General features: G+C 39.3%; 20 protein-coding genes. 18 read left to right on the forward strand and 2 right to left on the reverse strand.

Translation table 11 applies throughout. The features are described from left to right. Positions 1 to 23: 23 nt before the first annotated feature. The 5 genes from ACZ47Z_RS03615 to nudC all read left to right on the forward strand — a co-directional run bounded on the left by ACZ47Z_RS03615 (position 24) and on the right by nudC (position 5,328). On the forward strand, positions 24 to 1,178 hold the full coding sequence (locus ACZ47Z_RS03615) for a DHHW family protein (protein ID WP_015527925.1): 1,155 nt from the start codon (positions 24 to 26) through the stop codon (positions 1,176 to 1,178). Continuing rightward, complete coding sequence (gene rluF / locus ACZ47Z_RS03620) at positions 1,171 to 1,995, forward strand: 23S rRNA pseudouridine(2604) synthase RluF (protein ID WP_118174316.1); 825 nt, start codon at positions 1,171 to 1,173, stop codon at positions 1,993 to 1,995. The genes ACZ47Z_RS03615 and rluF overlap by 8 nt, the downstream gene beginning before the upstream one ends. After that, positions 1,995 to 3,953, forward strand: coding sequence for an NAD-dependent DNA ligase LigA (ligA, locus tag ACZ47Z_RS03625; RefSeq protein WP_054753345.1), 1,959 nt, complete (start codon positions 1,995 to 1,997; stop codon positions 3,951 to 3,953). The genes rluF and ligA overlap by 1 nt, the downstream gene beginning before the upstream one ends. Before the next feature lie 62 nt (positions 3,954 to 4,015). Beyond that, entirely contained in the window at positions 4,016 to 4,495 is a 480-nt protein-coding gene (locus ACZ47Z_RS03630) for a signal peptidase II (RefSeq protein ID WP_055147682.1), read from the forward strand. Then, positions 4,492 to 5,328 carry an NAD(+) diphosphatase gene (nudC, locus tag ACZ47Z_RS03635; RefSeq protein WP_054753349.1) on the forward strand — a complete coding sequence of 279 codons (837 nt, stop codon included), beginning with the start codon at positions 4,492 to 4,494 and terminating at the stop codon, positions 5,326 to 5,328. Before ACZ47Z_RS03630 ends, nudC begins: the two co-directional genes overlap by 4 nt. A gap of 133 nt (positions 5,329 to 5,461) precedes the next feature. On the opposite strand, the gene ACZ47Z_RS03640 is transcribed toward nudC, so the two are convergent. Next, positions 5,462 to 5,830: an ArsR/SmtB family transcription factor gene (locus ACZ47Z_RS03640; protein ID WP_020437283.1), complete on the reverse strand. Its 369-nt coding sequence runs from the start codon at positions 5,828 to 5,830 to the stop codon at positions 5,462 to 5,464. Between the two features lie 222 nt (positions 5,831 to 6,052). Here ACZ47Z_RS03640 and ACZ47Z_RS03645 point away from each other — a divergent pair, with 222 nt between their 5' ends. Both ACZ47Z_RS03645 and ACZ47Z_RS03650 read left to right on the forward strand, forming a co-directional pair. Then, positions 6,053 to 6,271, forward strand: coding sequence for a cation transporter (locus ACZ47Z_RS03645; protein ID WP_020437282.1), 219 nt, complete (start codon positions 6,053 to 6,055; stop codon positions 6,269 to 6,271). Positions 6,272 to 6,284: 13 nt separating this feature from the next. Beyond that, positions 6,285 to 8,171, forward strand: coding sequence for a heavy metal translocating P-type ATPase (locus ACZ47Z_RS03650; protein WP_020437281.1), 1,887 nt, complete (start codon positions 6,285 to 6,287; stop codon positions 8,169 to 8,171). 74 nt (positions 8,172 to 8,245) lie between these two features. On the opposite strand, the gene ACZ47Z_RS03655 is transcribed toward ACZ47Z_RS03650, so the two are convergent. After that, positions 8,246 to 9,568, reverse strand: a complete 1,323-nt coding sequence (locus ACZ47Z_RS03655) for an alpha-amylase family glycosyl hydrolase (RefSeq protein ID WP_020437280.1) — start codon at positions 9,566 to 9,568, stop codon at positions 8,246 to 8,248. Between the two features lie 235 nt (positions 9,569 to 9,803). Here ACZ47Z_RS03655 and ACZ47Z_RS03660 point away from each other — a divergent pair, with 235 nt between their 5' ends. From ACZ47Z_RS03660 to ACZ47Z_RS03710, 11 genes are all read left to right on the forward strand, one after another. Further along, positions 9,804 to 10,322: an HD domain-containing protein gene (locus tag ACZ47Z_RS03660; RefSeq protein ID WP_020437279.1), complete on the forward strand. Its 519-nt coding sequence runs from the start codon at positions 9,804 to 9,806 to the stop codon at positions 10,320 to 10,322. A 305-nt stretch (positions 10,323 to 10,627) separates the two neighbouring features. Then, entirely contained in the window at positions 10,628 to 12,103 is a 1,476-nt protein-coding gene (locus ACZ47Z_RS03665; RefSeq protein WP_464525892.1) for an LCP family protein, read from the forward strand. A gap of 83 nt (positions 12,104 to 12,186) precedes the next feature. Continuing rightward, the gene (locus tag ACZ47Z_RS03670; protein ID WP_020437277.1) at positions 12,187 to 13,263 is read left to right on the forward strand and encodes a glycosyltransferase family 2 protein; all 1,077 of its coding nucleotides are present in this window, start codon (positions 12,187 to 12,189) and stop codon (positions 13,261 to 13,263) included. A 34-nt stretch (positions 13,264 to 13,297) separates the two neighbouring features. Beyond that, the gene (locus ACZ47Z_RS03675; protein WP_020437276.1) at positions 13,298 to 14,533 is read left to right on the forward strand and encodes a glycosyltransferase family 4 protein; all 1,236 of its coding nucleotides are present in this window, start codon (positions 13,298 to 13,300) and stop codon (positions 14,531 to 14,533) included. A 46-nt stretch (positions 14,534 to 14,579) separates the two neighbouring features. Then, positions 14,580 to 16,010, forward strand: a complete 1,431-nt coding sequence (locus ACZ47Z_RS03680; protein ID WP_118174326.1) for an O-antigen ligase family protein — start codon at positions 14,580 to 14,582, stop codon at positions 16,008 to 16,010. Further along, positions 16,007 to 17,107 carry a glycosyltransferase gene (locus tag ACZ47Z_RS03685; protein WP_226870982.1) on the forward strand — a complete coding sequence of 367 codons (1,101 nt, stop codon included), beginning with the start codon at positions 16,007 to 16,009 and terminating at the stop codon, positions 17,105 to 17,107. Before ACZ47Z_RS03680 ends, ACZ47Z_RS03685 begins: the two co-directional genes overlap by 4 nt. Positions 17,108 to 17,163: 56 nt before the next feature. Next, complete coding sequence (locus tag ACZ47Z_RS03690; protein ID WP_054753361.1) at positions 17,164 to 18,174, forward strand: glycosyltransferase family 2 protein; 1,011 nt, start codon at positions 17,164 to 17,166, stop codon at positions 18,172 to 18,174. 5 nt (positions 18,175 to 18,179) lie between these two features. Next, positions 18,180 to 19,169: a glycosyltransferase family 2 protein gene (locus ACZ47Z_RS03695; RefSeq protein WP_020437272.1), complete on the forward strand. Its 990-nt coding sequence runs from the start codon at positions 18,180 to 18,182 to the stop codon at positions 19,167 to 19,169. A gap of 23 nt (positions 19,170 to 19,192) precedes the next feature. Continuing rightward, complete coding sequence (locus ACZ47Z_RS03700; protein WP_226870981.1) at positions 19,193 to 20,194, forward strand: glycosyltransferase; 1,002 nt, start codon at positions 19,193 to 19,195, stop codon at positions 20,192 to 20,194. Between the two features lie 47 nt (positions 20,195 to 20,241). Continuing rightward, complete coding sequence (locus ACZ47Z_RS03705) at positions 20,242 to 21,678, forward strand: flippase (protein WP_464526042.1); 1,437 nt, start codon at positions 20,242 to 20,244, stop codon at positions 21,676 to 21,678. Between the two features lie 51 nt (positions 21,679 to 21,729). Beyond that, a complete protein-coding gene (locus tag ACZ47Z_RS03710) occupies positions 21,730 to 23,535 on the forward strand; it encodes a glycosyltransferase family protein (protein ID WP_464525893.1) in 1,806 nt (601 codons plus the stop codon).

Below are 23,535 nucleotides of genomic sequence, written 5' to 3' on the forward strand. Positions count from 1 at the left end.
ATGACAACAATTAAGGTGAAAAGATGAAGAAAGATAGACAGAGAAAAGTACAGGAGAAATTGGTTGGTATTATATTTATTCTGACCTTGTTTCTATTCCTTATTATAAATGTTATTGTGCCTGACAGAGAAAAATCAGTGCAGGAGAACCGTATGCTTGCAACGAAGCCAAAGTTTCGCCTGAGCAGTCTGATAAGCGGAGATTATGATGAAAAATTTGAAGCTTATATGGATGATCAGTTTGTTGGAAGAGACATGTGGAGAAAGCTGAAAGTTACGGTGGACCGGATTGGTGGAAGTCGTCTGGAAAACGGTGTCTATATCGGAACGAATGGGCAGCTTTTAGAACAGATTGAAGTTGCAGATGAGAATCATCTTGCCGCAAATATTAAGGCAATCAAATCATTTTCAGAGAGTCAGTCCAAGATTCCGGTTCGTATGATGCTTGTCCCGGATGCAGCAAATGTATTGAATCATTCCCTTCCGTCACTCGCGAAGCCGGAGGATCAGACACAAATGTTCAGTATGGTTCGTAAGGATCTTGGAGATAGCGTTGAGTGGATTGACGTGTCAACGGAATTGAATAAACATAAGACAGAGAAGATTTATTACAAAACAGATCATCACTGGACGACACTTGGTGCATTTTATGCATTTCAGGCGGCGGCACCATCCCTTGGGATTGAAGGAGATCTTTCTGGGAAATATGTTTCCTATGCAGTTTCAGACAGCTTTAACGGAATGTTGGCGTCAAAAAGCGGAGTGAACCTTGGAGAGAAGGAACAGATTGATATTTATGTGCCGACAGAAGAAGATACAGACTTGATCGTGGATTACGTGGATGAAGGAAAGCGTTCCACATCCTTATATGATTCTTCTAAATTAAAGGAGAAAGATCAGTATACGGTATTTCTTGGAGGAAATTCATCCTTGCTTGATATCCGTACAGTTTCTACAAGTACAAAGCGTCTTCTTCTTGTGAAAGATTCCTTTGCAAATTCATTTATCCCGTTCCTGACACCGTATTACAGAGAAATCGTAGTTGTGGATCCGAGATATTACAGCGGAACGATCAATGATCTTATGGATTCTTACAGAATCTCAGAGGTTCTGTTTTTATACAGTGGAAATACATTTTTCAAAGACAATAATATAAGTGGAGTGTTTGCAGTTGAGTAATCGAATCAAAGAAGAATTTTTACAGAAGAGTGAGCCGGTAAGGCTGAATAAATATTTGAGCGAGGCGGGCGTGTGTTCCAGAAGGGAGGCAGACCGCCTCATTGAGACTGGACGCGTGACAGTTGATGGACAGCGTGCACAGACCGGTATGCGTATCGTGCCGGGACAGGTCGTGAAAGTTGGAAATAAAGTTGTCTCAAAACAGGACGAGATGATCGTGCTGGCAGTAAATAAACCGCGTGGGATCGTCTGTACAGAAGAACGCAGAGAGAGGGACAGCATTGTCCGTTTCCTGAATTATCCGGTGCGTGTGACTTATATCGGACGACTCGATAAGGATTCTCATGGACTGTTGTTGATGACAAATAATGGTGATATCATCAACAAAATGATGCGTGCAGCCAACAAACATGAGAAAGAGTATAAAGTAACTGTTGATAAAGAAATTACGGAAGACTTCTTAAAAAAGATGGCAGCAGGAGTTCCGATCCTTGATACTGTGACCCGTCCTTGTACTGTGAAAAAGATTGGAAAGTATACATTTTCCATAATCCTGACACAGGGGTTGAACCGTCAGATCCGCAGAATGTGTGAGACTCTTGGATATGAAGTGAAGGATCTTTTACGCGTCCGCGTGATGAACATTACACTGGATGGATTGAAGGATGGACAGTACAGAAAACTAACAGATCAGGAATTGAACGAATTATATGATCAGCTGAAAGATTCTTCTGCATTGCCTGGTGGAAAATATCAGGAACAGTGGGCAGCAACACAAGATAATAGAACGAGACATGGGAAAGGGAAGAAGCGATGATGGATGAGCAGAAAGAAATGAATCACATGCGAGAACTGGTGGAACTTCTGAACAGAGCGAGACGTTCTTATGAGCAGGAAAATACAGAGATCATGAGCAACTACGAGTATGACAAGCTCTATGATGAACTGCAGGAGTTGGAAGAGAAGATTGGTACGAGAATGGCAAACAGTCCGACGGTAAATGTTGGATATGAAGTACTCAGTGAGCTCCCGAAAGAACGTCATGAGCGTCCGATGCTTTCTCTGGACAAAACGAAAGATGTAGAAAGACTGAAGGAATTCCTAGGCGGACAAAAAGCATTAATCTCCTGGAAACTGGATGGACTTACTGTTGTTCTGACCTATCAGAACGGAGAACTTGTGAAGGCAGTTACCAGAGGAAACGGAGTGATCGGTGAGGTCATTACAAACAATGCGAAAGTATTTAAAAATGTACCGCTTAAGATCCCATATCAGGGAGAACTTGTACTGCGAGGAGAGGCAGTTATTTCCTATAAAGATTTCGAGAAGATCAATGAAGAGATTGAGGATGTGGATGCGAAATATAAGAATCCACGAAATCTTTGCAGCGGTTCTGTCCGTCAGCTGAACAATGAGATCACTGCGAAGAGAAATGTAAGATTCTATGCATTTACACTCGTTCGTGCAGAAGGCGTGGACTTCCAGAATTCTAGAAAATATCAGATGCAGTGGCTTGAAAACCAGGGATTTGATGTTGTGGAGAACCATGAAGTGACAAGAGATACGATTGAAGAGGAAGTGGCATGGTTTGCCCGTGAGATTGAGCACAACGAAGTTCCGTCGGACGGTCTTGTGCTTGTGTATGATGATATTGCTTACGGACAGTCACTTGGAACAACAGCGAAGTTCCCAAGAGATTCTTTTGCCTTCAAATGGGCAGATGAGATCCGCAACACAAAGCTGCTTGAGATTGAGTGGAGTCCGTCACGAACAGGTCTGATCAATCCGGTGGCGGTTTTTGAGCCGGTAGAGCTTGAAGGAACGACAGTCAGCCGTGCAAGCGTCCATAATATCAGCATCATGGAAGAACTTGAACTTGGTGTTGGAGATGAGATCCAGGTATACAAGGCGAACATGATTATTCCGCAGATTGCGGAGAATCTGACAAGAAGTGGAGTGAAAGATATTCCCAAAGTCTGTCCGGTCTGTGGAGGTGAGACGAAAATCTCTATGGAAAATGGGACAAAGACGCTGTATTGTACCAATCCGAAGTGTCAGGCAAAGCATGTGAAGTCCTTTGCACTTTTTGTGAGCAGAGATGCGATGAATATTGAAGGCCTTTCAGAGGCGACACTGGAGAAATTCATTTTCCACGGTTATGTGAAAGACTTTACAGATCTCTTCCATCTTGATAACTACAGAGATGAGATCATGACAATGGATGGCTTTGGCGAAAAATCTTTCCTGAAACTGCAGAGCAGTATTGAAAAGGCAAGAAAGACAACACTCGCAAGACTGGTTTATGGTCTCGGAATCCCGGGAATCGGAAGTGCGAATGCTAAGGTAATCTGCCGGGCACTTGGAAATGATTCGCAACGCGTGCTTCAGGCAGAAGAGGCAGAACTGGTTGAGATCCAGGGTGTCGGAGCAGTCATGGCGAAAAGCTATGTAGATTATTTTAAAGAGGAAGAGCATCAGGAAATCTTTAAGCGACTTCTTAGCGAAGTGGAATTAGAAGAAGAGGAAGTAACAGAAGACAGCCAGAAATTCGCCGGAGTGAACTTTGTTATTACCGGAAGTGTTGAACATTTTGCAAATCGTGCAGAGGTAAAGGCTGAGATTGAAAAACGTGGCGGTAAGGTGACGGGAAGTGTCACATCAAAGACAAATTATTTGATCAACAATGACGTAAATTCCACATCTTCAAAAAATAAAAAGGCAAGAGATCTCGGAGTTCCGATCATTTCAGAAAATGATTTTCTGGAAATGCTGTAAAGAAACAGTGGAAATACACAGGTTATAGGAAAGGTGACTTAAAATAACTGGGAGATGATAGTGTGAAGAAAAATAAATTCTACCCGTTGGCCGGAACAGCGGTATTCCTTTTGGATCAATGGATAAAAGATTATGTAGAAAAGAACTTGAAGATGGGAGAGAAGAGGAAGCTGGCAGAGAAGTTGGAACTCCGGCGTGTCCATAATCCGGGAATCTGCCTGGGAGTTTTTGCAAATAAACCGGAAAAGGTGAAAAAGCTTACAGAAGCAGGAACAGGTATTGTGACAGTGACACAGATGCTGACACTTCTTGGAAACAATCATGTTTTGAAAAAAGCAGGAATCACACTTGCGGCAGCGGGTGCGTGGAGTAATCTGGCAGACCGTTATCATAAAGAGAAGGTGGTTGATTACATCGGGATTAAGACAGAAAAGAAAAAGCTGGAACAAGTAACTTATAATTTGGGAGACTTTGCAATCGGAGCAGGCGGAGTACTCTGGGTTCTTGGTTCTATGTTTAAGAAAGAAGGAACAGAATTATGATTCAGGATATACAGCCACATCAGTTTGATAACCAGTACAGACCATGCCCTCCGGATGCGCAGAGCTATGCATTGTATTACGAAGGACAAAGTGCACTGCTGAAGAAAAGGAAAGATGGAATTGAATTTCCAAGATTTCGTGATTTGGAACGGCTTAATGAAGAAATTTATGAAGAAGCAGTTTATCTGTTTACGATTGACGAGGAACGCTTTTATCTGGTACAGAATATTAGTCGTGAACGGTTGTCAGAGTTTACAATGGAGAATAAAGAATCTTTCCGTTATGCAGAACCGCAGTATCTTGCATTTGCCGGAATTACCGGTTATCAGTTGAACAACTGGTATCGTAATCGCAAGTTCTGTGGACGCTGTGGACATAAGATGAGACATGATGAAAAAGAACGTATGATGCGTTGCGATCATTGTGGCAATATGGAATTTCCGAAAATCTGCCCGGCAGTTATCATAGGAGTAACTGATGGTGACAAGATTCTCATGTCAAAATACGCCGGAAGAGCATATAAAAAATATGCACTTCTTGCAGGATTTACCGAGATTGGAGAAACAATCGAGGAGACTGTTCAGCGTGAAGTAAAGGAAGAAGTCGGGCTGAAAGTTAAAAATATTCGTTACTATAAAAGTCAGCCATGGTCTTTCAGTGATACGCTCCTGATGGGATTCTATTGTGATTTGGATGGTGAGGAAGAAATCACACTCGACCGCGAGGAACTGGCCTTGGCAGAATGGTTCCGAAGGGATGAGATTCCGGTGGAGCCGAGCAGAGACAGTTTGACGAATGAAATGATCATTAAGTTTAAAAATGGTGAAGTGTAAAACTTTCTTATGAACAGTTACAAAATGTGAATAAATTCAGTAAGAAAACGGAAAGATGTGAATATCTCTGAGAAATTCATATCTTTCCGTTTTGATATACTTGTTTAATTGCGTGATATTGCAGTAATAACAGTTAAGCTTCGGGACATGTGATTTTAATCACCTGCTCGATCATATGATGCAACAGCTGTGCCTGGTTTGTGTCTGCTGCTTTGTAGTAAACTTCTTTCCCCTCTCTGCGGCTTGTGATCAGTCCGTAAGATTTCAGCTGGCGGAGATGGTGAGAGACAGCCGGGCTACTCATGTCCATCATGGAAGAAATGTTGATCACACATTCTTCGCAGTGGCAGAGAAGCCAGAAAATGCGTACCCTGCTGTTATCTCCGAGGACCTTGAACAGGTCAGCAACAATCTGGAAGTCCTCCGTCTTTGCAATATTATCTATAAGAAGTTCTGTATTCAGATGTTCACCATGATTATGTGGTAAAATATGGTCAGTCATAAACAATCTCCTTTTATTCGGTATTGAAATTCAATAGCGCCTTTGGCAACTCTATAATCATAAAGGTATTGTAACATAAAAATACCAAAATGTATTGACTTTTTCATTTGGTTGGCTATAATGTAAATATAAAGATTAAACGAATGCTTAATCGTTTAATGAAAATGAATAGGAAATATGTTTGATGAAAGTCAAAAAACAAGATCAAAGGAGAAGAGAAAGATGAAGAAGACTTATAAGATTGAAGTGGATTGTGCAAACTGTGCAAATAAGATGGAAGATGCAGCAAAGAACACAGCAGGTGTTCAGAATGCAACAGTGAATTTCATGACACAGAAGATGATCGTTGAGTTTGAAGAGGGACAGGATGCAAAGAGCGTTATGAAAGACGTTCTGAAGAATTGTAAGAAGGTAGAGGACGATTGCGAGATCTACCTGTAAGAGGGTGAGAAGAATGACGAAGAAGCAGAAGAAGATGCTGACCAGGATCATCGCTGCGGCGGTGCTCCTGATTCTATTGAATTTCCTTCCGGTAACAGGAATTATCAGATTTGTATTATTTTTGATTCCATATCTGATCGTTGGTTACGATATTTTGAAGAAAGCATGGAAGGGAATCTTAAACCGTCAGGTATTTGATGAGAATTTCCTGATGGCAGTCGCCACGGTCGGTGCGATTGCGATTGCATTTTATGAGAAGTCCGGAGACTTTAATGAAGCGGTTGCTGTTATGCTGTTTTATCAGATCGGTGAACTTTTCCAGAGCTATGCAGTTGGAAAGAGCCGCAGAAATATCAGTGAATTGATGGATATCCGTCCGGATTATGCAAACATAGAGCAGGATGGAAGTCTTGAACAGGTGGATCCGGATGAAGTTGAAATCGGAACAGTGATCATTGTTCAGCCGGGAGAAAAAGTGCCAATCGACGGTGTGGTTGTAGAGGGAACCTCTACACTGAATACAAGTGCGTTGACCGGTGAAAGCGTTCCGAGAGAAGCGAAAGCCGGAGATGAGATCATCAGTGGCTGTATCAATCTGACAGGTGTGTTGAAGATCCGTACAACAAAAGAGTTCGGAGAATCAACGGTATCCAAGGTACTGGAACTGGTAGAAGAATCCACATCCAGAAAATCAAGATCAGAGAACTTTATTTCTAAATTTGCAAAATATTATACACCGGCGGTATGCTATGGCGCACTTGCACTTGCAGTGCTTCCACCACTTGTGAGAATGTTTGCAATGGGAGCTGCACCGCAGTGGAATGACTGGATCTACAGAGCACTGACATTTCTTGTAATCAGCTGTCCGTGCGCGCTGGTTATCAGCATCCCACTTAGCTTTTTCGCAGGAATCGGCGGGGCAAGCCATGAGGGAATTTTGGTGAAAGGATCCAATTATCTCGAGGCACTGTCCAAGACAAAATATGTTGTTTTTGATAAGACAGGAACTTTGACTCAGGGAATTTTTGAAGTGGTCGGAGTACATCATAATCAGATGGAAGAAAAGCAGCTCTTAGAGTATGCGGCACTTGCAGAGAGTGCGTCATCTCATCCAATCAGCAAGAGTATTCAGAGGGCTTACGGAAAAGAACTGGATCGTTCCCGTGTCAGTGAGATAGAAGAAATCAGTGGAAACGGAATTACAGCGAAAGTAGACGGAAGAAGCGTTGCAGCAGGAAATGTTAAGCTGATGGATCGTCTTGGTATTCCATATAAATCATGTCATAAAGTAGGAACAATCATACATATGGCAATTGATGGCGAATATGCAGGACACATTGTGATTTCAGATGTTGAGAAACCGACTTCTAAAGAAGCAATCGCGAAACTGAAACAGGCAGGAATTCAGAAGACAATCATGTTGACGGGAGATGCGAAACAGGTGGCAGACCAGGTGGCAGCAGATCTTGGTATTGATGAGGTTCATAGCGAACTGCTTCCTGGAGATAAGGTGGAGCAGGTAGAAAGACTTCTGGCTGAGAAGCCGGCGAAGGCAAACCTGGCATTTGTCGGAGACGGCATTAACGATGCACCGGTTCTTGGAAGAGCGGATATCGGTATTGCGATGGGGGCAATGGGATCCGATGCGGCAATTGAGGCAGCAGATGTTGTCCTGATGGATGATGATCCGTTGAAGATTGTTAAGGCAATCCGAATTTCTAAGAAATGTCTCGGAATCGTATATCAGAATATTGTATTTGCTCTCGCAGTAAAGGGCGCGTGCCTGATTCTCGGAGCACTTGGAATTGCAAATATGTGGCTCGCAATCTTTGCAGATGTGGGAGTTATGGTACTTGCAATACTCAATGCGATGCGTACACTTTTTGTGAAGAAGTTATAAAAAGAAAAGGATGAATGGTAAATGTGAGATACATTACCACTCATCCTTTTTCTAATGACTTAATCAGTAAAATCTTATACAGCTTTCAGGAACTGTACGCTGTAAGCTGGCATTGTCAGCTGTCCGTTTAAAGTTACAGTTTCTGCTTCGTCTGTATTTACAAGCAGTTCTGTGAAAGTGCCCTGCAGTTCACCATTTCCGGCAGTAAATTCTGAATCACCGGCATTGATCGCAACGAGAACACGTTCATTATCAGTGCGGCGTTCAAAGATCAGCTGATGATTTGTAATGACAACATTTCGGTAAGAACCATTGCAAAGAGCATCACTGTTTCTGCGAACTTCAATCAATTCTTTGATGAAATCAGTCAGTTCATTCGGCTTCGGCTCTTCGAAGCATGGACGAAGTGCATAGTCATTATCCGGTGCTTTCACACCTTCCTCGCCCCATTCACTTCCATAATAGATACACGGAATACCCGGCATACCAAAGAGAAGACCGTAAGCAAGCGGAAGATGATTCTTGTTCGTCAGGATACTTGCGATACGTGTGACATCATGATTATCTACAAATGTCATCAAATGCTTTCCACGATAAATGCACCACTGCTCCGGTCCGAACTGGCGATTCAGAGAATGTGCGATCTCAAACAGATTCATGCAATTGAAGCTTGAAAAAATTCCTTTGTAGCATTCATAGTTTGTACAGCTGTGAAGCATCTCGTCGTTTACGATTAAGTTGTAGTCGCCGAAGAGAACCTCACCGATCAGTGCAAATCCCGGTTTCAGTTCCTCGCAGAAGCTGCGCAGACGGCGCATGAAATTATGATCCAGGCAATAAGCTACATCCAGACGCAGTCCGTCTATGCCGAACTCTTCAATCCACATCTTGACACAGTCAAGCAGATAGTCGACAACTGCAGGATTCTGCAGATTTAATTTAACAAGTTCAAAATGACCTTCCCATCCTTCATACCAGAAACCATCGTTATACGCACTGTTTCCGTCGAAGCTGATATGGAACCAGTCTTTATACGGAGAGTCCCATTTCTTCTCCTGCACATCCTTGAATGCCCAGAAGCCACGTCCAACATGATTGAATACTCCGTCCAGCATGATCTTTACATTGTTATCATGCAGCTTTTCACAGACTTCTTTAAAGTCTTCGTTCGTTCCAAGACGACAGTCGATCTTGCGGAAATCTCTTGTGTCATACCCATGGTTGTCTGATTCGAAAATCGGATTCAAGATGATTGAACCGATTCCAAGATCACCAAGATATTCTGCCCATTCACCAATTTTAAGAATCCGGTGTTCTGTTACTCCGTCATTATGTACCGGAGCACCGCAGAATCCGATCGGGTAGATTTGATAAAAAGTTTCATTGTAAGCCCACATAGTTGTTACCCACTTTCTTGATTCGGATTTTTATCGGATTTCGATAAAGAGTCAGAGATATAAAAATCTCTTAAAACCTATTTCTAATTATAACATAAGTTGAGCGTTTTGGTGAAAAAGTTTAAAGAGATAGAATTGCATTTACGAGAAATACAACGTATACTAAAATTATCGAAATAACAGGAAGATACTGGACGGATGATACAGAAATATGGAAGATTCAAAGGAGGATATCATGGGAGAAGAGATATACCAGAAAGCACTGGAGTATGCGAAGAAGAAGCATGAAGGACAGTTTCGGATAGGTGGAGCTCCTTTTATTGTACATCCGATTGCAGTTGCAGAGATTCTTCGACAGGATGGTAAGCAGGTTGAATATCGGGTTGCGGCAGTATTTCATGATCTTTTAGAGGATACAGATGCTTCAGAACAGGAGATTGTAGAAATCGGGGGAGAAGATGTCTTAAAAGCAGTGAAGCTGGTGACGAAGGAAAAAGAATATTGTATGGAGACCTATATTGCAGGGATTAAGACAAATTCTATGGCATATGCAGTGAAAGGGGCAGATCGTCTTCATAATCTGCAGAGTGCATTCTGTGCAAATGAGAAGTTTCGCAAGAAATACATCCGCGAGACGCTTGACTGGTATATGAAATTCAGACCGGAGATCCCGGAAGTTGTAGCAGAACTGATTGAAAGTTTGAATGATTGTGAAGAAAAGCAACAATTTCGTGAGGAAGTAAAAGTATTTTAAATAGATCAAAAAGATTAAGATTTTTTTAGAATACAAGGCTTATGTTGCGAAATGAAGGTTGAAATGGTATATTAAATTAGTATTCATGGGCTGTTAAGCGTAGAAATTGCGTTTGGCAGTGCCATTAGAAAGCGACAGATAGAAACATAGAGAATGATTTACAGGGAAGGAAACTAAAGAATATGAGTCAGCAGGACAAAAGATCTCGGCGCAGGAGACCTTCTGATGAAAGAAATGATGTGCGAAGAAAGAAAAGACATTCCAATAGAAAAAATACATCTGACAGACATCGCCGAAGGAGAAAGGTGAAAAAGAGAGAGAATAAACTCAGCAGAACAATTGGATTAGTTCTGGCAATTGTTCAGCTTATTGCGACAGGGATTTTTATGGCAGGCATATTTAAATTGAATATGCTTCCGACAAAGTATGTTGTTGCAGCAACTGTAGCATTGGTGCTGTTTTGGGGAGTTATTCTGGCAAGCCAGTTCTTTTCCAAGAAAAATGCGATTACAGGAAAAATTATCAGCGTATTGATTACCGTATTGTTGATTTTTAGTTCGTATTATCTGTTCAAGGTAAGTGGAACGGTTTCCAAAATCTCTGGTGGAGAGTATAAACTAGATAAAGTAGTTGTATCTGTTATGGCAGATGATTCAGCAGAGGCAATCAAAGATGCAAAAAATTACACATTTGGTGTACAATATAAGATGAATGGAGATCAGATTAAACAGACTGTTCAGGCAATTAATGAAGAACTCGGAACGGAAATTAAGACAGAAGAGTATGATACATTGGCAGAACAGGCCGAGGCTCTTCATGATGGAAAAGTAGATGCGATTATTTATAATCAGGGATTTACAGGAGTTCTTGAAGAAGCATTTGAAGGGTATGAAGATAATACAAAAGTGATTTATTCCCATGACATTAAGACTGAGATAGAAGATACCTCATCTGATGTTGAAGTGAAAAATGATACATTCAGTGTATACATCAGTGGCATTGATGTTTATGGAGCAATTGAGACAAACAGCCGAAGTGATGTAAATATCATAGCAGAAGTAAATCCAACAACACACCAGATCCTGCTTGTGACCACACCGCGTGATTATTATGTCGAAATTCCTGAGGTTTCAGGTGGACAGAAAGATAAACTGACACATGCAGGAATCTATGGCGTGGATAAGTCTATGAAGACATTAGAGAAGTTATATGATACGAATCTTGATTTCTACGCGCGAGTAAACTTTACCTCCCTGATCACAATGGTAGATGCACTTGGTGGAGTAGATGTAGAATCCGAGTATGCCTTTACAACAAGTGAAGATTCAGGACTTGTGATGGATGTTGTACAGGGAACCAACCACTTTAACGGAAAACAGGCGTTAGCATTTTCGAGAGAGCGTCAGAATGTACCAGGAGGAGATAATCAGCGCGGTAAGGATCAGCAGGCGGTAATTACAGCAATGATCAAGAAGATGGTATCTCCGGCAATTTTGACAGGAGCAAATGGAATTCTTAATAGTGTAAGTGGAAATGTTGAAACAAATATGTCTGAAGCTCAGATTCAGGAATTGATCAAAACCCAGCTTTCTGAGAACCCGCAATGGACAATTACATCAATGGCAGCAGAGGGAACAGGAGACACTCAGTATTGTTATTCTTATTCCGGTAAGCCTTTATATGTAATGCAGCCAAATCAGGAGTCTGTAGACGCAATCAAAGAAGCTATGGATAAAGTGGAGAACGGAGAAACTCTGGAAGGCGGAACAACAACAGAGTAATAGACAACGAGAGAAACCCGCAGGCAGAAATTTGTCTGCGGGAATCGTGATGTTATAGAGAAAAGATGATTAAGGATAATGATATGAGTAAGACACGCCCATTATTTACAGTTGTAATGCCGGCATATGGAGTAGAAAAATATCTTGCCAAAGCGGTAGAGAGTATAGAATCCCAGACATTTCAGGAATGGGAATTAATTATCGTAGAGGATGGATCTCCGGATAAAACAGGAAGTCTGGCTGAGAAATTAAAAGAGAAGGATGCAAGAATCCGGGTGATACATCATGAACAGAATAAAGGGCTCAGTGAAGCAAGAAATACAGGGATTCAACATGCAGCCGGAAGATATATCTGGTTTATGGATCCGGATGATACAGTAGACATGGACCTTTTACAACAAGTGGCAGATTCTTTAGAAAAAAACAGAGCAAAACTTGTTGTTTTTGGACATCTTGAAGAATATTACAATGAAGATGGAAGCTTTGCTTATGCCCATGAGATCCGGCCAGAAGAAAAATATTTTACGGATATTGAAGAAATCCATAATTATATGATCCGATTGGAACAGGAGACGATTTATGGTTATGCGTGGAATAAAGTGTATGATCTGGACTATATCAAAGAAAATAAATTTCGCTATGAAACGGTCAGATTGATTGAGGATATCGTATTTAATATTAATTATTGTAATGATATTGATTCAATGAATTTATTGAATATTGCACCGTATCATTATGCGAAAAGAATGACAGGAAGTCTGACAACTAAGTTTGTACCGGATTATTATCCGCTTCACAGAAGACGTATTGAAATGTTACTGAATCAGCAGAGGTATTGGAGAGTAGATACGCCTCAACACTGCGCTATTCTTGGAGGACTGTATGGAAGATATATTCTTTCAGCCTTAGAAAGAAATTGCGATCATCAGTCAGGAATGAACTCAAAAGACCGAAAGCAATTTTGCAGGGAAGTATTCCGGGATCCGTTGTTTCAGCAGCTGCTTCCAAAAGCAGAAGCGAAGGACAGTAAGGCACTTAAGATTACTTTAAAATGTTTGAACACACATTCCACATTTTTGTGTACAGCACTTGGAAGAATGGTGCATATTGTGCGAACAGGAATGCCTGTGATTTATTCAAAGACGAAGTCGGAGAGATAGATCATAGAAAAAAATATCAAGCGGGAGAAAAATAATGTATAAAGTAGCAGTTATTACAATGGGAATTCGTCTGGATGATGAAAAAGGATATACAAGATTTCGCTCTGTCTGTGAATTCCTCGCAGATGCTGGTTATCAGGTTGATCTGATTACAACGACCTTTCAGCATTGGGAAAAAGCACAGCGTGATCTGGAAAAAATTAAAAATGAAAAATACAAATTTGGGGTCAAGTTCATTTATGAGCCGGGATATAAGAAAAATATTGATCTACGTAGAATCTATAGTCATAGAATTGCAGCAAAGAACCTGATGAATCTTCTTGAGAAAGAGGGAGACTATGATCTTTTATATGCTGAGATTCCACCGAATGACGTAGCACTGGCGGCAGCAGAATATGCAAAGAAGAAAGGAATTCCGTTTGTTGCAGATGTGAATGATCTTTGGCCGGAAGCAATGAGGATGATAATAGATATTCCGGTGATAAGTGATATTATTTTTTATTCCCTGCTTCGAGATGCAGAGAAAGTTTACAGACTTGCAAGTGGAGTGATCGGTACATCGGATGAATACCGTGACCGCCCGTTTAAAAGACGGAACAGAGATATTCCGAGAGAAACAGTTTATGTGGGAAATGAACTGACGGTGTTCGATGCGGGAGCAGCACAGCGGACAGCTGAGATTGTAAAAGATAAAGAAGAATTCTGGGTATCGTACGCAGGAACGATCGGAACGAGTTATGATATCCGTACGATGGTTTTGGCAGGTGAAGAACTTGCAAAACGCGGTATGCCACAGATTAAGATAAAAATTCTTGGTGGTGGACCAATGAAAGAAGAATTGGAAGAACTTGCAAATTCAAGAAAGATATCAAATGTAGAATTTGTTGGATATGCACCTTATGATCTGATGGCAGCATATCTTAAGAAATCAGATATTCTGGTGAACTCTTTTGTTAAGAAGGCTCCGCAGAGCATTGTCACGAAGATCGGAGATTATCTGGCAGCAGGAAAACCAATGATCAATACCTGTATGAGTCCGGAATTCCGTGCGAAGGTGAAAAACGATGGCTTTGGTGTGAATATTATTCCGGAAGATGTAAATATTCTTGCGGATATGATTGAGAAGCTTTATAAAAATGAAGAAGCAAGAGTAAAAATGGGTGAAAAGGCACGCAAAATTGCGGAAGAGCAGTTTGACAGACCAAAGTCTTACCGAAAAATAGAAGAATTAATTCGAGGATTGATTGAGAAAAATCAGAACAGGAACTAGCGAGACAGATACTAATGAGATAGACACGAAGTGCAAAGGGGATCTAATGGATAAATTAAAACAGAACTATGAAGAAATATTAGAACTTGTATTTAAGATCAGTTATCTATGTCTAGCATTTGCGACATTTATTTCTATAATTTATATATCACCAATACAGCCAATCCTTGTGAAATTGACATTAGTGTTAGGATTATTTGTGATTTTGGTCCGTATTATAAACTGGAAGAAATATAGAAAAATGCCATGTCTGATCTTGATGATATTCTTTTGTTTGAGTTTTCTGCTTAGTACATTTATGAATAGACAGTATGGCATGACAGATAATCTGAAATGGATTCTCTGGACAGGAATTCAGTTTTTTGCATTATATGTATGTGATCTGGATCGTGACACGGAGAAGTACAGAAAAGAATTTAATATTCTTTCACACTTGATGATTATTGTAACGTCTGTATCTGCTGTAACAAGTCTTGTTATGATGGTTCAATCTTATTCGGAATATCTTACAACACCGGAGGGGGAATTCATTGTCACCGGGTATACCTGGGATAGATTATGGGGCGTATATACAGACCCTAATTATGGAGCGGTTTTTAGTGTGATAGGTTTTATCCTGGCTGTTCTATTCATATTTCAGCAGAAAGGAATAAAGAAACTTTTTTATGTAATTGCGGCATTACTTAATTTGGGATATGTAACCTATTCAGATTCAAGAACCGGTGAGATCGCTTTTGTTTTGTGCGGAGGCTTTCTTTTATATTTTTGCCTGATTCATAGGAAAAGTGAAAACAAGAAGTATAGATATGTTAAAAATCTTTTGATCGTATTGTGTATTATGATTGTATCAGTTGGAGGAATGCAGGTATTAAAGGCAGAAAATACCAAGTATCAGACTGAAATGGCAAAGAAAACTGCACAGAAGACTACACAAGATCAAACTACAAAACCTCAGACTACAATTTCTACGAAAACGAAGAAAGGAAACAAGATTCAGACAGCAAGAAATGAGAATATTGAAAAAGATGCTACCAATGGAAGAATCTCGTTATGGAAAAGTGCAGTAGAAGTCTGGCAGACAAGTCCTATATACGGAGCTGGGTATTCCACATTTATTTCATATGCAAAAGAACATGTGCCGGAGACATATGCTGTAAATAATGAAGTGGGTGATTATACGAGTATGCACAATGCATTTTTTAATACTTTGGCATTTCAGGGAATCCTTGGATTTGTTCTTTTCCTTTTGATCACATTTAGAATTATACAATATGTTTTAGTTCCGGTCTTTAAGAAATCGGACAGTGATAGTTTGTATCTTATCGCAATTCTTGCCGTGGCAGGAACAGTACTTATAAGTATGTTGCTTTTATTAGACGGAATCTATACGAATTCCCCAAGTGCTTTTGCTTTATGGGTGTTCAGTGGTTATCTGGTACAATATTCATATCAGGTTCGTAGAGAGGAAAAGGGATGAAAAAGCTTCTGGTAGGATTTATCATGGATGGAAAATCAGGAGGAATTGATAAATATCTTTTGAATTTCCTGACAAAAGTGTCAAATGAAGAGGTGAGGATTGATTTTCTCACAAATGAAATTGACGTAGAGTTACAGACAGAATTAAAAAAATTCCATTCAAATTTATATGCCATTGCCAATTTGAAACATCCGGTGTCTCAATATCGGCAAGTATGTAGAATTATGAAAGAGGGGCAGTATGATGCCGTTTATCTGAATATCTCAACAGCTATTGACTGTATTGCGGCAATTGCCGCAAAGCATTCGGAGGTGGAGAGAAGAATGATTCACAGTCATTCCAGTGGAAATGACTGTGAAAGTGCTTTAAAGAGAAATCTATTTAACGGGATTCATAAGTTCTGCCGCTTGTTTTTATATCGATACGGAACAGAATTTTATGGATGTTCTGTGAAAGCCGGCGAATGGTTATTTCCAAAAAAAATAGTGAATTCATCAAAATTCTGTGTAATTCATAATGCTGTAGATAGAGAAAAATATAAGTACAGTGCGCAGAAAAGAGAAGAAATCCGAGGGAGTATGGGGATAACTGACCAATTTGTAATCGGTCATGTGGGAAACTTCTGCTATCAGAAGAATCATTATTTTCTTCTAGATGTATTTGAAGAAGTTCATAAAAAAGATTCCAACACAGTTCTGCTTCTTGCAGGAGACGGAGTCAGATTTGAAAAATTCAGGCAAATAGTTGCTGAAAAGAATCTGGAAGATGTTGTAAAACTTCTTGGAAGACGAAGTGATACGGACTATTTGTATCAGGGAATGGACGCATTTTTACTACCTTCTAATTTTGAAGGACTTCCAATCGCAGGAATCGAGGCACAGTCAGCAGGTTTACCGTGTTTTATGAGTGATGAGATAACAAAAGAATCTAAAATAACGGAAGCGTGTTATTTTATTCCTCTAAAATCAGGCGCAAAATACTGGGCTGAGGAAATTTTGGACAACAGAATGGAAAGACAATCAGCAGAATTCCTTGATAATGCAGAACAGTATGATCTTGCAAATCAGGATCAGGAATTGAAGAGTTTGATTCGCTAAACTATAATTAGAAAAAGTGAACTGATCATTTTACTATATCATAATAGGAGCAAAATATGGAGCTTGTAAGTGTAATTGTACCCGTCTATAATGTGGAAAAATATCTTGCCAGATGTATTCAGAGTGTATGTGGGCAAAGCTATCAGGGATTAGAAATTATTCTTGTAGATGATGGTTCGAAAGACAAAAGTGGTGTGATCTGTGATGAATATGCAGAGCAGGATGGACGTATAAAAGTAATCCACAAGGAGAATGGCGGACTTGGAGATGCGAGAAACGCAGGCGTGGAAAAGGCAGAAGGAAAGTATCTCTTATTTGTTGACAGTGATGATAGAATCCATGAAAATCTTGTGCGTGATACAGTAGAGACAGCAGAAAAAAATCAGGCGGATATGGTTATCTTTGATTATATCGGAGAAGAGGAAAATGGAAATCTGACAGATCGGTTTACATTTCCTTTTTCAGAAAACCGGGTGATAGAGGTTGCAGAAGAAAAAGAATTGATCATGAGATCCTGTTCGGCTGTAAATAAGCTGATTCGCAGAGAGCTTTGGAAAGAAAGTGGCTTTCAATTTCCAAAGGGGAGATATTATGAAGACCTGGCAACGATTCCAAAAGTTATGACAAAGACGAAAAAGATCGTGTACTTGCCGGAAGTTTATTATTATTATCTTATGCGCGACGGATCAATTATGCACAGCAGAAATTTTGAAAAGAATTATGAAGATCGTACATGGGCGGTAGATCAACTTCTTGAATATTTTGAAAGAGAAAATCTTATAGAGACATATAGAAATGAACTGGAATATCTCGTATTTGAAAATACCTATTTCGTGCCATCAAAAGAAATCGTATTAAATGACAGAAAAAGCGAATATCTTAAGAAGTTCAGAGATTATGCATACAATAAATTTCCACAGATGAATAAGAATTATTATGTGCAGCAGATAGCAGGAAAAGATAAGATCCTCTTGAAACTATTACAGTATCGAATGTATGGAATGATGGTATTGATGTCTCAGTTGAGAAGAATGAAGGACAGACTGGCAGCAGTCAGCAGGAGGTAATGTGAGTGGAACTGGTAAGTGTAGTTGTACCGGTATATAAAGTAGAACAATATCTGGAACGTTGCGTGAAAAGCATCTGTGAACAGACGTATCAGGAACTGGAAATTATACTTGTAAATGATGGATCGCCGGATCGTTGCGGTGAAATGTGTGAAGAGCTGGCTCAAAAGGATAATAGAATTCAAGTGCTGCATAAACAGAATGGTGGATTAAGTGATGCACGAAATGCCGGCGTAAAACTGGCTACAGGGAAATATTTGCTATTTGTAGACAGTGATGATTACATAGCGAAAGATCTGGTTGAAAAAACAGTGACAGAAGCTGAAAAAATGGCATGCGATATGGTTCTTTTTGATTATTATTGCGTGGAAAACGGGATAGAGGAAGTTCGGACAACACAGATTCCTGGCGGAAAAGTGATTTCTTTAGAGAAGGAACACCAATTACTGCTTGCACCACCGGCGGCCTGGGCAAAATTGTTCAACAGAGAATTTTACGTGAAAGCAGATTGTCCATTCCCAAAAGGGTTATATTTTGAAGATCTGGCAACAACACCGATATTTTTCCTGAAAGCGGAAAGAATCAGTTATTTAAAAGAACCATTATATTATTATATTATTCGCGAAAATTCAATTATGACAGGGAAAAATCATGAGAAAAGCAGTCATGATAAAATGGAAGTAATAGATCATATATTGTCGGTATATCGTGAAAATGGAAAATACGAAACTTACCGCGAAGAATTAGAATATCTAGTTTTGGCAAATGCTTATTTTGAACCATCGAAAGAACTTGTACTTGAGGGAGACGATGGGACATATCTTCAGAAGTACAGAGACTATACAAAGTCAAGAATTGGGAATGTTAAGAATAATAAATACATAAATCAATGGAGTAGAAAAGATAAGCTTCATTTATGGATATTGAATTACAAACAGTATTGGCTGATGCGTCTTTTATCTAAAGCCAGAAGAATGGTATCAACAAAACTGTAAAAATCGGAAAGCAGGTAGAAAAGGTGGAAAAAATACTGACGGTCACAGTACCTTCCTATAATGTGGAAAAATTTTTAGAGAACACTCTGGACTCCTTTGTGGATGAGAGAGTGTTGGATGATATTGAAGTGCTTATTGTCGATGATGGTTCGAAAGATAAGACAGCAGAAATCGGAAGAAAGTATGAAGAAAAATATCCAGATACGTTTCGCGTGATCTCTAAGGAGAATGGAGGGCACGGTTCTACGATCAATAGAGGGATTGGTGAAGCAAAAGGAAAATACTTTAAGGTTGTAGACGGAGATGACTGGGTAGATCAGGATGGATTTGCAGAACTGATTCAAAGATTGAAAACATGCGATGCAGACTATGTATTTACTAATTATTATGAAGTGAATGACGTAACAGGCGAATTAAATCCAGTTACCTTCCCGGGAATTAGAAAAGAAGAACAGATGCCGTTTGAGATGATTGCGAATGAGACGAGAATCTCTATGCATGCGCTTGTTTTAAAAACATCAATTCTAAAAGAAAATCAGATCCGTTTAGACGAACACAGTTTCTATGTGGATGTAGAGTACATTTTGTATCCAATCCCGTATGTGAAAAATGTGATTTATTTTGATATTTTTGTTTATATGTATCGTCTTGCACAGGTGAATCAGAGTGTGAGCATGCTGGGATATCAGAAACATATGCAGAATCATATTGACGTTATTTTTCATGTACTTGATTATATTAATGCCTACAAAGAAAAAGCAGACTATGATAAATTAAAAGAATTGTATATGGCACGCAGAATAGCGGAAATGGTGCATGGACAGGTAGATGTGTTTATAAGCTTTGGTTCTGGAGATAAAGTAATACAGAAAAAATTTAAAGAATTTGATGCAGAAGTAAAAGAAAAAAATGCATATGTTTACGAAAAATCCGGAGAATTTAGCGGAATGCTGCGTCTCTTGAGAAAATCCGGATTTAGATTTTACTCGTTGATCGTCCGGTTGAGTAAGGTGCGAAATGGTTAAAGAAAGGTCGTAATATGAAGATTCACTCTGTTAAATTTAACTTTATCATGAATTTTATTATGTCAGCATCTTCAATTGTATTTCCACTGATTACATTTCCGTACATTTCAAGAGTCTTGATGGCAACCGGAAATGGTAAGGTGGCAACAGCGAGTGCTGTTATAACCTATTTCAATATGTTTGCATCTTTGGGAATTCCAACCTATGGAATTCGGGCATGCGCAAAAGTAAGAGATGATAAAGAAAAATTGTCAAAAACAGTGCAGGAATTATTGATCATCAATTCAATTACGATGTTTTTAACCTGTATCGTTTTCGTAGTTACAGTAGCGTCAGTGCCGGAGTTTGCAGCAGAAAAAGAATTGTATATTATTAACGGAATCGGAATGGTTCTAAACATGTTTGCTATCACATGGCTATATAACGCATTGGAGCAGTACGTGTATATTACGGTATGCAACATGGTTGTAAAACTATTATCACTGGTGTTGATGTTCCTTCTGGTACATAATCCGGAAGATTATATTGTCTATGGAGGAATTACTGTATTTGCGAGCTCTGCATCTTATGTGTTTAACTTTGTGTATGCAACAAAATTTGTTTCTTTTAAGAAAAGTGGGACATATGATTTTCGGATACATATAAAGCCGATTTTGCGTTTTTTTGCAATGGCAGCTGCAACCAGTGTTTATACGAATCTAGATGTTGTAATGCTTCGGTTCATGCAGGGGAATACAGAAGTTGGATACTATAATGCAGCAATTAAAGTAAAAACAATACTTGTTACGCTGATCACTTCTCTTGGAACAGTACTTTTGCCAAGGCTTTCTTATTATATTAAGAAAGAAAAAACAGAAGATTTTTACAGAATGATCGGGAAAGCAGTCAATTTTGTAGTTGTAGCAGGACTTCCATTGACCATTTATTTTATGCTGTATGCATCAGAATCGATTCAGTTTCTTGCAGGAGACGGGTATCAGGGCGCGGTACTTCCGATGATTATTCTGATGCCGACAGTACTTTTGATCGGTATGTCTAATATTACCGGGATTCAGATTCTTACGCCACAGAATCAGGAACAGAAGGTGTTAAATTCTATCGTGTGTGGTGCAGTTGCTGATTTCTTTCTGAATCTGGTTCTGATTCCGAAGATGGCATCATCCGGTGCAGCACTTGCTACTGTGATAGCTGAATTGGTGGTACTTCTGGTTCAATGTGTGTACTTGAAAGAGATATTAAAGGATATCATGCGGGATGTCAGTGGTATGAAAATTGGAGCAGCGATTGTAGTGGCAACCATCGGTGGGAGTTTAGTGAAGGGCTTGCTTGATTTAGAATCATCTGGTTGGAGCATGGAGATACAGTCATTTGTAATGCTCGCAATCAGCGCATGCGTGTTCTTTGGGATTTATGGAGTTGTACTCCTTATGACAAAAGAAAAACTGGTCTGGGAGATTGTAGGGAACTATATCGAAAAGAAATAGGAACAATAGAGATCAGGAAACTGATTAAATAGAAAAAAGAAGGTGAGAAGTATGGATAAGACGAAAAAAACAAGTTTGAAAAACTGTATCAGTAAGATCTGGAAATCGGAAATATTGTCTGCTATCACATTGAATCTTCTTTTTTTAGCTTCAATTTTAGTATTTTGTGATGTCAAATATGAAGTGTCAGATGATTTTGTGATGTCTGCGATTTTGTCAGGAGCTTATGGGGGGAGTTTAAATCCACATTTGATTTTTATCAATGTCCTGTGGGGATATCTGTTGACCCCATTCTATCTTATTTTACCAGAAATCAGTTGGTATCTTATTTTTCAGTTATTACTCTGTTTTCTTAGTTTTACAATACTTTCATATATGTTATTGAAAAAATTGAACAGATCAATGGCGCTTATGGTAATAACTTTATTATTGACTGTGTTTGGAAGTGATGCGTATATTCTTGTGCAGTTCACCAAAACAGCAATGATAGCTGTCATGGGAGGAAGCCTTGTATTCCTGTGGGCGCTGTTTGAACAGAGATCGTTGCGGATAGAGATATCGGCGGCGATTTTGTGCGTAATTGGAACGTGGTTCAGGTTTAATATTATTTATCTCGCGGGCGGTTTCCTTTTATTTATTCTTATTGTAGAGATTGTCCGGGTGTGGAAAAATGAGACGGATCACAGACGTTTTTGGCTAAAGATGAGAAAAATTATCAGTGCGGGACTGCTGTTAATCTTAGTAGTAACAGGCTGCAAGTTATTTGATGATTATTCTTATAATAAGGATCCGGAATACAAATACTTCAAAGAATATAGCGAAGCAAGGGCTGCAATCGTAGATGCAAGTGATTACGGATATGAAGCGTACGCGGAAGAATTACAGAAAATCGGAATTTCAGAAAATGATTATAAGATGATGCGTAACTGGAATTTTGCAGATAATGAAGTCTTCTCTTTAGACATTATGCAGAAGGCCGCAGATATTATACAGGATTATAAAAAAAATGTAGAGATATCTAAGGAGGTAATAATAGAAGAGATACAGAACCGTGGTTTACAGGGATATCCTGTTTTCCTTGCCTGTGTGGTGCTTACAATATTAAGTATTGTTTTTCAGAGAAAAAATTGTTGGACAGCAATTGTGATATGGGGAATCGGATTTGCCTATATTTTATATTGCTTTTTGATTGAAAGAACCGTGTATCGAACGGAATATGCAGTATTTTTAGGTGGATTTTTAACTCTCTTTTACTTTTGGAAAAAATTAGAATGTGAAAATAAAAGAGAATTTATTGAATATAGGAGAGTCTGTGTTATAATAAATACAGTATGTCTATTTTTGCAATTGCCGCTTTATTTACCGGATCGATCCTATCAGGATGTAGATAGTTGGGGGCGCAAGGAATATATAGAGAATACATTTTATGAGTCATGGAACTATAAAGCGAGTAAATATCGCAAAATAGTCAATAAAGGGGCGAAGTCGGAAGAACTGATCAACGAGATAGAAACACATAAGAAAAATTTGTATTTACTGGATTTTCAGACAATGATGCAAGTGTTCTATTATGACTGGAATCCGTGGAAAGCAATTCCGGCAGGAGAATTTGACAATGTTTTATATCTTGCAGGTGTAACAACAAATTTCCCGGATTGCAATCAGATATTGCAAACATATGATGCCGAACAGCCATTAAAAGCATTAATAAATGAGAAGGTATATCTTGTGGATTCGGAGTGGAAAACTTTAGACCAAAAAGTGCAGTATTTGCAGGAACGGTATTATCCTGAAGCAAAGGCAGAATTATACAAAGAGTTAGATGGCTATCAAATATGGAAGTTTTCAAAGGAATGA

The organism is Mediterraneibacter faecis, assembly GCF_055383675.1.